General features: G+C 65.7%; 10 protein-coding genes. 8 read left to right on the forward strand and 2 right to left on the reverse strand.

Annotation, left to right across the window (positions count from 1 at the left end; all coding sequences use genetic code 11):
- Positions 1–19: 19 nt before the first annotated feature.
- From ABJO18_RS07615 to ABJO18_RS07650, 8 genes are all read left to right on the forward strand, one after another.
- A complete protein-coding gene (locus ABJO18_RS07615; RefSeq protein ID WP_348507028.1) occupies positions 20–1603 on the forward strand; it encodes a L,D-transpeptidase family protein in 1584 nt (527 codons plus the stop codon).
- 292 nt (positions 1604–1895) lie between these two features.
- On the forward strand, positions 1896–2969 hold the full coding sequence (locus ABJO18_RS07620; protein ID WP_348515820.1) for an OmpA family protein: 1074 nt from the start codon (positions 1896–1898) through the stop codon (positions 2967–2969).
- Between the two features lie 252 nt (positions 2970–3221).
- Entirely contained in the window at positions 3222–4508 is a 1287-nt protein-coding gene (locus tag ABJO18_RS07625) for a cystathionine gamma-synthase family protein (RefSeq protein WP_348507026.1), read from the forward strand.
- Between the two features lie 82 nt (positions 4509–4590).
- Positions 4591–5853: a hydrolase gene (locus tag ABJO18_RS07630; RefSeq protein ID WP_348515821.1), complete on the forward strand. Its 1263-nt coding sequence runs from the start codon at positions 4591–4593 to the stop codon at positions 5851–5853.
- A 25-nt stretch (positions 5854–5878) separates the two neighbouring features.
- Positions 5879–6895, forward strand: coding sequence for an arginine N-succinyltransferase (locus tag ABJO18_RS07635; RefSeq protein WP_348508541.1), 1017 nt, complete (start codon positions 5879–5881; stop codon positions 6893–6895).
- Positions 6896–6899: 4 nt separating this feature from the next.
- Complete coding sequence (gene astD / locus ABJO18_RS07640; RefSeq protein WP_348508540.1) at positions 6900–8348, forward strand: succinylglutamate-semialdehyde dehydrogenase; 1449 nt, start codon at positions 6900–6902, stop codon at positions 8346–8348.
- Positions 8348–9691 carry an N-succinylarginine dihydrolase gene (gene astB / locus ABJO18_RS07645; protein ID WP_348515822.1) on the forward strand — a complete coding sequence of 448 codons (1344 nt, stop codon included), beginning with the start codon at positions 8348–8350 and terminating at the stop codon, positions 9689–9691. Before astD ends, astB begins: the two co-directional genes overlap by 1 nt.
- A gap of 98 nt (positions 9692–9789) precedes the next feature.
- A complete protein-coding gene (locus tag ABJO18_RS07650) occupies positions 9790–10239 on the forward strand; it encodes a response regulator (RefSeq protein ID WP_348509168.1) in 450 nt (149 codons plus the stop codon).
- 10 nt (positions 10240–10249) lie between these two features.
- On the opposite strand, the gene phhA is transcribed toward ABJO18_RS07650, so the two are convergent.
- Positions 10250–11131, reverse strand: a complete 882-nt coding sequence (gene phhA, locus ABJO18_RS07655; protein WP_348509169.1) for a phenylalanine 4-monooxygenase — start codon at positions 11129–11131, stop codon at positions 10250–10252.
- A gap of 171 nt (positions 11132–11302) precedes the next feature.
- Positions 11303–11894: beta/gamma crystallin-related protein (locus tag ABJO18_RS07660; protein WP_348515823.1), on the reverse strand; the 592-nt coding region annotated here is incomplete at its 5' end.

Genomic DNA, 11894 nt, shown 5'->3' on the forward strand with positions numbered 1-11894 from the left:
TTTCGAATCGGGGATCAGGTTGGGACGTCTTTTTCTGGCAATTCTGCTGGCCGTGCTGCCAGGCGTGGCCACTGCTGCGTCTGACGACGAGCCGGTGATTGCATCGGAGATTCCCGAAGAGCCCCAGCCCGTGCGGACGGCCGACCTCGACCGCTGGGCGCTGCAGGTCGCCGGATGGACGCCGCAATCGGTCGCCGAACTGGCCGGCTTTCTCTACGAGGCACCGGGGCACGGACTGCCCGCCCTGGACAGTGTTGCCGACTATCTGCTCGATCCGGACATGGCGTTCGAGCCGCGGGCTGCGGCGGCATCGCGGGCCGCGCTGCAATATATCGCCTGGCTGGAATACGGGCTGATCGACCAGGACACGCTGACGCTGCGCCTGCTGACGGACAATGAGGCATCGCGGCTGGTCGCACGCCTCGTGGCCGCGCTGGACACCGGCCATGTCGAACAGGCGATCGCCGAAAGCCTGCCGGCGGTGCGCGACTACGACATCCTGCGCCGGGAGATGCTGCGTCTGATGACCGTGCGCCCGATCTGGCCGCAGATCGCGGGCGGCGATGCGCTGACGGTCGGTGACAGCGGGGCGCGGGTCGACCAGTTGCGCGCGCGGCTGGCAGCCGAGGGGCTGCTGGCGCCGGGCTGGTCGAGCGGCGATGCGTTTGACATGCGGCTGGACACCGCGCTGCGGCGCTATCAGGGGCGGGTGAACCTGTCGCCGACCGGCCGCCTGGACCGGCCAACCCTGCGCCAGCTGAACATCACGCCGCAGGAGCGGATCGCGCAATTGCGCGCCAATCTCGAACAGCGGCGCTGGCGCACCCGGCAGCTGGGCGAGCGGCATATCTGGGTCAATCTCGCCGACTTTCACCTCGAAGCCTGGGAGAACGGACAGCTGGCGCGCGAGCACGAGGTGATGATCGGCGGACAGACCTCCTCGACACCGGAATTCTCCGAGGAGATGCAATACATCGTTCTCAATCCCTGGTGGGGCCTGCCATCCAGCTCGGCGCGCTCGCGCTTCGCCTCGATCCGGCGCAATCCGGGCATCGTCAATTCGCACGGTTTCCGCATCTACAATTCGGCCGGTGAACCGGTTTCGGTCTACGAGATCGACTGGAGCCGCTGGAATGACCGCTGGCCCTACCGGCTGTCGCAGCCGCCCGGGCCGACCAATCCGATGGGCGAGGTGAAGTTCATCTTCCCCAACCGGCACAATATCTACATTCACGACACGACCCAGCGTGACCGCTTCGTGCGCACGCGCCGGGACTTTTCGGCCGGCTGCATCCGCGTGCAGGACCCGCTCGCCCTGGCCGAATGGGTGCTGGCGGGTCAGGCGGACTGGTCGCGGGCGCGGATCGACGAGGTCGTGTCGGGAAATACGCCCACCGTCGTCTGGCTGGACCGGCGCATCCCGGTCCATATCGCCTACTGGACGGTTGTGGGGGAGGCGGACGGTTCGGTGCGCTATCTGCACGACCTCTACCGCCGCGACGGGCGCCTGATCGCGGCGTATGCGCAGGCTTTCGCAACGGCAACCGCAGCGGGTGAAGACAGCCGCACAGGGGTGTTTGACACAATTGCAGCCTTGCGCTGATTAAGGGTTTCGGCATTCTCCGAAAAAAAATCGGGAACCGATTGGGAGGCCCCTGCGTTGTCCGGTTGTACGGGGATGTGTGGCCCGGTCCCGGGACACACTGTATCCTTGCTGCAACGCGACAAAATATTCCGGTCTTATCGGGGCTTTACCTGTCTGGCCTATGGCGCTCGCGATCTAATTGTAGTAGGGGACGTACTAGGAGCGTCCGTCTGGACGATTCTTCGCGCCCGGCGTTGTGCCGGGCATGGTCAGTCACACCAAGGAGGCGCGAGCCTCTGGAGGGGGAATGATGAAAAAACGGCTTTTTACGGCGGTCGCCGTTGGGGCCTTCTTGGCAGCGGGTCCCGCGTTCGCTGACGAAGGCTGGTATGTCCGTGGTGCAGTCGGTTACGGCGGCCCGGGCGACACCGACGTTTCCGGCTCGCTGAATGGTGAAATCAACGGCAAGGGCAATTGGCGCGAAGCGGCCGCCCTCGGCTATGAATGGGCTGACGGCTTCCGCCTCGAAGGCGAACTGGCTCACCGTTACAATGACACCGGTGCGGTCGGCGGCTTCGAGCACAGCCTGAGCGACTTCCAGATCTGGTCCCTGATGGCCAACGCCATCTTCGACTTCAATCCGGATGGCGCCTACCACCCGTATATCGGTGTCGGTCTGGGTCTGGGCGATGTGTCCGGCACCCTGACGGGCTTCTCGGCCGGCACCATGCCGCCGAACCCGACGCCGGCTGATTACGTTGTCGCTCAGGACAGCGACAATCCGTTCGTGTGGCAGATCCTCGCCGGTATCGGTTGGGAACTGACCGAGCAGCTGACCCTGGACACCGAGTATCGTTACTTCTCGGCTTCCAGCACCGACTACGCCCCGGGCGTGAGCGTTGACGCTCTGGCCGGTCACGAGGCCTGGATCGGCCTGCGGTATTCCTTCGCGGCTCCGCCGCCCCCGCCGCCGCCTCCGCCCCCGCCGCCGCCTCCTCCGCCGCCTCCGCCGCCGCCTCCGCCGCCTCCGCCGCCGCCGTCGTGCGATGACGTGAGCTTCCCGGTCTACTTCGAGTGGGATCGCGCGGATCTGACGGATCAGGCCCGGGCCGTGATCGCCCAGGCTGCCAACCAGCGCGGCAATTGCGGTGTGACCCGCGTGTCCGTCGCCGGCCACGCCGACCGTTCGGGCGCTGCTGCCTACAATGTCGGCCTGTCCGAGCGCCGTGCCCGCGTCGTCCGCGACGAGCTGGTCCGTCTCGGCGTCCCGGCGAGCACGATCTCGATGGAAGCGTATGGCGAAACCCGCCCGGCGGTGCAGACCGCTGACGGTGTTCGCGAGCCGCTGAACCGTCGTTCGGAAGTGGTCATCGTTCTGGACTAAGTCCGGATCCGATGAACCGAAGGATTGCGGCCCGGCTCTTGCCGGGCCGCTTTTCTTTTGTCTGAAGGCCGGTGCCGCCGGTCTGAAGCGGTTTTGGCAAAATAGTGCACGAAACGCCCCTTCGCGGGGTCGATCTGGTCGCTTTTTCCGCCTTGCTGAGGCTGCGCTTGACCCGTTCGAAGCGCCGGTTCACACCGGATGCGACGCGGCGGCAGGGGCCTGGCCGCACCTGCAAGATTAGGGAGAACTTCCATGAGCAAGCCGGACAAGCCGTATCGCAAGCGCGAGATCGCCGGACACATGCTGAGCCCGGAAACCCAGATGATGAGCTACGGCTATGACCCGAAGCTCTCGGAAATGTCGATCAAGCCGCCGATCTTCCTGACCTCGACCTTCGCCTTCGAAAGCGCCGAGCACGGCGCCGCCTTCTTCCGCGTTACACTCGGCCAGGCCGAGGAGGGCGATCCGGAAGCTGCCGGCCTGATGTATTCGCGCTTCAACAATCCCAACATGGAAGTGTTGGAAGACCGTCTGGCGCTCTATGACGGCGCCGAGGAATGCTGCGTCTTTTCTTCCGGCATGGCAGCCATCTCCACCACGCTGATGGGGCTGGCGCATTCCGGCTCGGTGATTCTCCAGTCGACGCCGCTCTATGGCGGCACGGAAAGCCTGATCCGCAAATTCCTGCCGAATTACGGCATCCAGTCGGTCGACTTCTTTGCCGGCGCCCATGAGGACGAGATCCATGCCGCCGCCGACGAGGCGCTGGCCAAGGGCGAGGTCTCGGTCATCTACACCGAGACGCCGACCAATCCGACCAATGACCAGGTCGACCTGAATGTCTGCCGCCGCCTTGTCGACCTGATCGAGAAGAAGCAGGGCAAGCGCCCCTATCTCGTCGTCGACAACACCTTCCTCGGCCCGGTCGGCCAGAAGCCGATGGAGCTCGGCGCCGATGTGGTCGTCTATTCGCTGACCAAATATATCGGTGGCCATTCCGACCTGATCGCCGGTTCGGCCTCCGGCACGACCGAGGCCATGGCACAGATCCGCGGCCTGCGCGGCTATCTGGGCACCAATCTGGACCCGCACACCTGCTGGATGCTGCTGCGCTCGCTGGAAACGGTGAAGCTGCGCATGGAAGCGGCCGCCCTGGGTGCCCGCAAGGTCGCCGAATTCCTGCGTGATCATCCCAAGGTCAATCGCGTGCGCTATCTCGGCTTCCTGGAAGAGGGCACGCGCGACGGCGATGTCTTCAAGGCCCAGTCCTCCTCGGCCGGCTCCACCTTCGCCTTCGATCTGGAAAGCGAGGGCGCAGCCTTCCGCATGCTCAACGCCCTGCAGGTGATGAAGCTGGCGGTCAGCCTTGGCGGTACCGAGACGCTGATCTGTCACCCGGGTTCCACCACCCACCGCGGTGTCGATCCGGAACTGCGCAAGCGCCAGGGCTTCTCGGACGGTCTGGTGCGCATCTCGGTCGGTATCGAGAACCCCGACGATCTGATCGCCGACCTGAAACAGGCGCTCGAACACGCCTGACCCTGAACCGTCTCGCACTGCCCCCGCGCGGTCTCTGCCGTGCGGGGGTAGACCCGTCCGTTTAAACGGCTATCACTGGGACATGCAGGACAAACTCGATCTCAACCCCGACGAGCGCGCCGTGCTCGACTGGATCGACAGCCGCGCCGATCACATGATCGATACGGTGAAGGCGTGGTCGGCGATCAATTCCGGCAGCCGCAATGCGGACGGTCTGGAGCGCATGCGCGCATGCCTTGAGGACGCGTTCGGCGAGCTGGGCGGCGAGATATCCGCCATCGATCTGCCGCCGACGACGATTGTCGATCCGGACGGAACGGTGCGCGAGCAGGCGTTCACGCCCTCCTTCCACTGCCGGCTGCGGCCGCAGGCGCCGATCCGCATCGTCATGACCGGTCACCACGACACGGTCTTCCCGGCGGACAGTCATTTCCAGTCGACCGAGCTGTGGGATGCCGACACGCTGAACGGGCCCGGCGTCGCCGACATGAAGGGCGGCATCCTCGTGATGCTGCACGGGCTGCTGGGGCTGGAACGCTCGCCCTGGAAGGACGAGATCGGCGTCGATGTGCTGATCAGTCCGGACGAGGAAATCGGCTCGCTGGGCTCCGGCCCGATCCTTGCCGATCTGGGCGCCGGCGCCGATATCGGCATGACCTACGAGCCCGCCCTGGCCGACGGCTCGCTGGCCGGCGCGCGCAAGGGATCGGGCAACTGGTCGCTGAAAGTGTCCGGCCGTGCCGCCCATGCCGGGCGCGAACATCATCTGGGCCGCAATGCCCTGGCCGCAGCCTGCCAGTTCGGGCTGGGCCTGGACGAACTCAATGGCCGGCGCGAGGGCGTCACCTTCAATCTGGCCCGCATCGATGGCGGCGGTCCGCCGAATGTCGTGCCGGACAATGCGGTGGCGCGCTTCAATGTGCGCGTGAAGACCGAGAATGACCGCACCTGGGTGGAGGCCGAGCTGGAACGCCTGGTCGACGAGGTCCGCGTGCGCGACGGTATCGCGGCCGAGCTGCATGGCGGCTTCACCCGTCCGCCCAAGCCGATGAGCCCGGCCAATGCCCGCATGTTCGAATGGACAAAGGCGGCGGGCGGCGCGCTGGGTCTGGACATCCGCTGGCAGGATACGGGCGGTGTGTGCGAAGGCAATAATCTGTGGGCGGCCGGCTGTCCCAATGTCGATACGCTGGGCGTGCGCGGCGCCGATATCCATTCCGATCGCGAGATCGTCAAACTGTCGAGCTTTGCCGAACGGGCCAAGCTGTCGGCGGTGATGCTCATGAAATTTGCCCGGGGCGAATTCAACGCCAAGGAAGCGCGCGCCCTGGCAAGAACCCAGTAAACACAGGCATGATCGGGGGAAGAGCATGCTGATTGTACGTGCGGCCAAACGCACCGACACAGACGCCCTTGTGCGTCTGGCGCAGGAAGCGGGAACCGGTTTCACATCCCTGGCCGTGCCGGCGGATGTGCTGGCGGCGCGCCTGGAAAAGTCCGAGGCGATCTTTTCGACGCCGGAGCCGGGTCAGACCGAGGATGCCTACCAGCTGATGCTGGAGGATACCGAGACCGGCCGCATCGTCGGCTGCTCGGCCATCAAGTCTATGGTGGGTGTGTCGAAACCCTATTGGGATTTCAAGATCATCACCCTGGCCCAGCACTCCCACGAAGCCGACCGCCGCTTCGACATGGATGCCATGCTGCTGGTCAATGACTTTGCCGGCGCCTCGGAAGTGGGCACGCTCTTCGTGTCCGAGGCCGGGCGCGGGACCGGCGCCGGGCGCCTGGTGGCCCAGTCGCGCTATCTGATGATGGCGGCCGACCGGTCGCGCTTTGGCGAGCGTGTGCTGGCCGAGCTGCGCGGTGTGGTCCATGACGACGGATCCTCGCCCTTCTTCGATGCGGTGTCGCGGCCCTTCTTCCGGATGGATTTCGACGATGCCGACCGGCTGTCCGCGTCGACCGACAACCAGTTCATCCTCGATCTGGGCCCGCAGCACCTGATCTATCTCGACCTGTTGCCGCCCGAAGTGCGCGAGGTGATCGGCAAGCCTCATCCGCACGGGGAGGGGGCGTACAACCTCCTGCTCTGGGAGGGTTTCCACTATGACCGTTATGTCGACATTTTCGACGGCGGTCCGCTGGTCTCCACCTGGACCGAGAATATCCGCACCCTGCGCGAGAGCCGCGAGGTGACCGTGCGGTCGGCAACGACGACGGGCGGTGTCGACGGCATCCTGTCGACCGACCGTTTCCCGGACTTCCGGACCTGTCACGCCCAGGTCGTCGATGATGGCGACATTCTGGGCATTTCCTACGAAACCATGCAGGCGCTCGATCTGGCCGAAGGCGATCGCGCCCGCTTCTGGCGACGAATGAGGTGATTTCATGCTGCTGATCGATGGCCAATGGCGCGCGGGCAAGGGCGCTGACATGCACTCGGAAAACCCGGCCGATGGCAGCCGCGTGTGGAGCGGCCAGGCCGCCACGGCGGACGATGTCGACGCCGCCTTCAAGGCCGCGCGGGCGGCTTTCCCGGCCTGGGGACGCAGCCTCTATCCCGAGCGTGTTGCCATCGTCGAGGCCTATCAGGCCTATCTCGAGGCGCACAAGGACGCGCTCGCCGAGCTGATCTCGCGCGAGACCGGCAAGCCGCGCTGGGAAGGCCTGGCCGAAGCCGGCGCCATGATCGGCAAGATCGCGATCTCCAAGACCGCCTATGCCGAACGCACGGGCGAGCAGTCGTCGGACACGGCCTTTGGATATGCCGCCCTGGCGCACAAGCCGCTGGGCGTGATGTTCGTGCTGGGCCCGTACAACTTCCCCGGCCACTTGCCGAACGGCCATATCGTGCCGGCCCTGCTGGCGGGCAATACGATCGTCTTCAAACCGTCCGAGATGACCCCGGCTGTGGGCGAGTTCATGGCCAAGGCCTGGGAGGCTGCCGGCCTGCCCAAGGGTGTGTTGAACCTCGTCCAGGGCGCGCGCGAGACCGGCGCCGCTGCGCTGGATCATGCCGATCTGGACGGTGTGCTGTTCACCGGTTCCTGGGGCACGGGCAAATTCATCCACGAGAAATTCGCCGGCCGCACCGGTATCCAGCTGGCGCTGGAAATGGGCGGCAATAACCCGCTCGTCGTCTGGGATGCCGAAGATGCCGAAGCCGCCGCGCGTGTGGCGGTGCATTCCGCCTATATCACGGCCGGTCAGCGCTGTTCCTGCGCGCGCCGCCTGATCCTGCCCGAGGGCGCAGCGGGTGATGCCGTGGTCGAGGCGATCGACCGCATCGCGGGCCAGCTGAGCATCGGCCGCTGGGACGCCGATCCGGAACCCTTTATCGGGCCGCTGGTCTCCGCACAGGCCGCGCGCGGCGTGCTGGCCGCCCAGGACGACCTCCTGTCGCGTGGCGCCAAAGCCATCCGCAAGGCTGAGCCTGTCGCGGAACTGGGCGAGGCCTTCCTGCGTCCCGGCCTGATCGATGTCACCGGTGTGGACGTGCCGGACGAGGAAGTCTTCGGTCCGCTGATCCAGGTTGTGCGCGTTGCCTCCTTCGACGCCGCCATCGCGGCTGCGAACGATACCGCCTATGGCCTCTCGGCCGGGCTGGTCTCGGACGATGAAGCCCTCTGGGAGCGCTTCTGGGTGGAAGCGCGCGCCGGTATCGTCAACTGGAACCGGCCGACTTGCGGTGCGGCCTCGAACATGCCCTTCGGCGGGCCGGGCCAGTCGGGCAATCTGCGGCCCAGCGCCTTCTATGCGGCCGACTACTGCGCCTATCCGGTCGCCACGCAGGCCCAGCCGAAGCCCGAGCGCATGCCGGTCAAGGGAGTGGATTGATGGTGTGCGCGGTCGAGGCGAATTTCGACGGGCTGGTCGGCCCGACGCATAATTATGGCGGCCTGTCCGAGGGCAATCTGGCCAGCGCCAGGAATGAGGGCCTGGTGTCCTCGCCGCGCCAGGGCGTGCTGGAAGGCCTCGCCAAGATGAAACGCCTGGCCGGTAGCGGTCTGGTGCAGGGCCTGCTGCCGCCGCATGAACGGCCCTATCTGCCGCTGCTGCGCCGGGCCGGTTTCTCCGGTTCCGACGCGGCGGTGATCGAGGCCGCCTGGAAGAGTGCGCCGGGCCTGTTGCGCAAGGCGTGCTCGGCCTCGCCGATGTGGGCCGCCAATGCTGCGACCGTGTCGCCATCGGCCGATACGGCGGATCGCCGCCTGCATCTCACCCCGGCCAATCTCCTGACCACGCTGCACCGTTCCATCGAGGGCGAGCAGACCCGCCGGGCCCTGCAATGGGCTTTCCCGGACACGGGCCGTTTCGCCGTGCACGACGTCCTGCCCATGCAGCCGGACTTTGCCGATGAGGGCGCGGCCAATCATGTCCGCCTGTGCGCCGAACAGGGCGGTCCGGGGGTCGAGATCTTCGTCTATGGCCGCGAGGCCGGCGAGGCCTGGAGCGGCAAATTCCCGGCACGTCAGACGCTGGAAGCCTGCCAGGCGGTCGCCCGCTCGCACGGGCTCGATCCGAAGCGCACCGTTTTCATCCGCCAGTCGTCCGAGGCGATTGCCGCCGGCGCCTTCCACAACGACGTCGTCTGCGTCGGTACGCGCACCACGCTCTTCTTCCACGAGCTGGCCTTTGCCGACCGCGAGGCGGCCCTGGCCGAGATCCGCAAGGCGGCCGAAGGCCTGTTCGAGCCGGATTTCGTGGAAGTGCCCGAGGCCGAGGTGCCGGTCGGCGATGCGATCACCAGCTATCTGTTCAATTCGCAATTGCTGGAATGGCCCGGCGAGGATCGTCTGGTGCTGATCGCGCCGAAGGAGACCGAGGAAACCGAGACCACGCGCGCATACTGTGCGGCGATGATAGCGGGCAATGGTCCGATCGGACGGGTGGAGTTCGTCGAGGTGCGCCAGTCCATGCGCAATGGTGGCGGACCGGCCTGCCTGCGCCTGCGTGTCGTGCTGACCGCGGAAGAACGGGCTGCCGTGGCGCCGCAGGCGCTGATGTCGGACACGCTCTACGACACGCTGGTGGCCTGGGCGGGCAAGCACTACCGCGACCGGCTGGAGCCGAATGATCTGGCCGACCCGGCTCTGCTGCACGAGAGCCGCGAGGCGCTGGATGCGCTGACCGGGATTCTCGGTCTGGGCGGGGATTACTATCCGTTTCAGCGTGGCTAACCCTGTTTGACCGCGCTTTTTGCGAAACGTTCGCTTCGCACTATTCAAACCGGCAAATCATGATAGGTTGCGCGCCGTCTGACTGTGGGGAGCAGATATTGAGCGAGAGCCAGAGCGTTTCCGTCATTCTGGTCGACGATGACCCGGACGAGCACTTCCTGTTCCAGGCGGATCTGGAAGATGCCGGCGTGCGGTTCAGCTTTGCGGCGTTCACCCGCCCCGAAGACGCGCTCGCTCACCTGCGTGACAATGGCGACGGTCCGGCCGTCGTCTTCACCGATCTTTCCCTGGCCGGCGCGAACGCACTCGACTTCATCGTCTCGGTCCAGCCGCTGCTGGGCGGCGGTGCGGTGGGGGTCTATTCCGGTGCGCGCAATCCGGAGATGGAAGCGAAATGCCGCGATGCCGGATCCAGCTTCTATATCGTCAAACCGGTTACCCGCGAGAATTTCTCCGGCATGATCGCCGGTCTGGGTGCGGTGTGTCTGGAAGAAGACCGCGAGACCGGCGAACTGCACCTGCGCCGCGCGGGCAGCGCCGCGGCCTGAACCGCCTGAACTAGAGCGCTTCCGCCTTCGCCGGCAGGCCGCCGGCCTTCGCGTATTCCTGCGTGCCCTTGGTGTAGACCCTGTCGCCTTCGACCGTGTCGGAGGGTTTCAGTTCGTCCATGCCGGGCAGGCGGGCATAGATCGGCGCGAAGTCCTCATAGGTCGCTTCCATCAGCTCGTCATAGCTGTCGATGACGAAATAGGTCTGCTGGAAATCGTCATAGCGGTAGTCGGTGCGCATGATGCGTTCCAGATCGAAATGGATCCGGTTGGGCGAGCGCGCCTCCAGCGAGAAGATCGACTCGGCTTTCGAGGAGACGATGCCGGCGCCGTAGATGCGGCGGCCTTCCGGCGTGTTGATCAGGCCGAATTCCACCGTGTACCAGTAGAGCCGCGCCATGTGCTTGATGGCGTCGAACTCCAGCGAGCGCAGCCCGCCGCGGCCATAGGCCTGCATGTAGTCGGCAAAGACCGGCTGGGTGAGCAGCGGCACATGGCCGAACACATCGTGGAAGATGTCCGGCTCGGGCAGATAGTCCAGCTTCTCGCCATCGCGGATGAAGCGGCCGGAAACGAAGCGGCGATTGGCCAGGTGTTCGTAGAATTCCCGCTCCGGGATCAGGCCGGGCACGGTGATCACGGTCCAGCCGGTCAGCTTTTCCAGCTTCTCGTTGACGCGCCGGAAATCGGGAATGCCGCCCTCATTGAGATTGAGCAGCTCCAGCCCCTTGAAATGCTCCGGCGCGGCGCGGCCCTGGAGCACTTTCATCTGGCGCTCGTAGAGCGTCGTCCAGATGGCGTGTTCCTCGGACGTATAGCGGTCCCACTTCTGGTCGATGGTAAAGTCGGCGGCGGGGGTCTGTTCCGCCACGATCGGGTCATTGACAGGCATGGCAGGGTGTCCGGCGTGTAACTAGTTTCATTTGTAACTAAATATACGCCTGATTGGCGCGCCACCCAAGAGGCGCGTGCAGACTTTGTTATGCACGCCGTCCGCCCCCATGAAAAAGGGCCGCCCGGCTTGTCCGGACGGCCCGTCTTCAGTCTCGTTCTGCCGGTTGGCTCAGTAGCGGCCCAGCCGGCGCACCGAGGAGATTTCCCGGTTGAGCAGGTGGAGATTGTCCACCTCGCCGGAGACTTCCTCGCAGCGGCCGCGGAAGCCGGCATCCTCGCACACCAGCCAGCGATCATAGCCGCGGACCTCCAGGCTCAGGGCCCGGTCGTTGAAGCCGAGGCGCTCCAGATTGTCGATCTCGTCCTCGATACGCACCGAACGGCCGCGCTGGCTGAACTGGTCGTACAGGATGATCTCGCCACGGCGGTCCCAGCCGCCGCCACCGGGATAGCCGCCATTGTCCCAGCCGCCACCGCCGCCATAGCCGTTGTCGATGCGGCGCAGGGAGGTGATCTCGTTGCGCAGGCCGTAGCGGCCCAGATCGTTGACCTCGCCCTGCACGCGCTCACAGCGGCCGCCGAAATCATCGTGCTGGCAGATCAGCCAGGTCTCGCCGCGGGCGACGACGAGGCTGTCGGCCCGGTCGTTGAAGCCCTGGCTGGCCAGGTTGTCGGCATCCCAGCTCACATCGATGCGCTGGCCGGTGAAATTGGGCCCGTCATAGAGGAAGACGCCGCTGCGCGGACGGTTGTCGCTGCCC

Origin of the sequence: Maricaulis sp. (genome assembly GCF_039978735.1) — a bacterium.
Taxonomy (GTDB): Bacteria; Pseudomonadota; Alphaproteobacteria; order Caulobacterales; family Maricaulaceae; genus Maricaulis.

Bases quoted from the DNA above. Each gene is read 5' to 3' on its own strand.
- phhA (WP_348509169.1), bottom strand. From the start codon at position 11,131: ATGCCTGTCAATGACCCGATCGTGGCGGAACAGACCCCCGCCGCCGAC.
- ABJO18_RS07630 (WP_348515821.1), top strand. From the start codon at position 4,591: ATGCAGGACAAACTCGATCTCAACCCCGACGAGCGCGCCGTGCTCGAC.
- astB (WP_348515822.1), top strand. From the start codon at position 8,348: ATGGTGTGCGCGGTCGAGGCGAATTTCGACGGGCTGGTCGGCCCGACG.
- astD (WP_348508540.1), top strand. From the start codon at position 6,900: ATGCTGCTGATCGATGGCCAATGGCGCGCGGGCAAGGGCGCTGACATG.
- ABJO18_RS07625 (WP_348507026.1), top strand. From the start codon at position 3,222: ATGAGCAAGCCGGACAAGCCGTATCGCAAGCGCGAGATCGCCGGACAC.
- ABJO18_RS07635 (WP_348508541.1), top strand. From the start codon at position 5,879: ATGCTGATTGTACGTGCGGCCAAACGCACCGACACAGACGCCCTTGTG.
- ABJO18_RS07620 (WP_348515820.1), top strand. From the start codon at position 1,896: ATGAAAAAACGGCTTTTTACGGCGGTCGCCGTTGGGGCCTTCTTGGCA.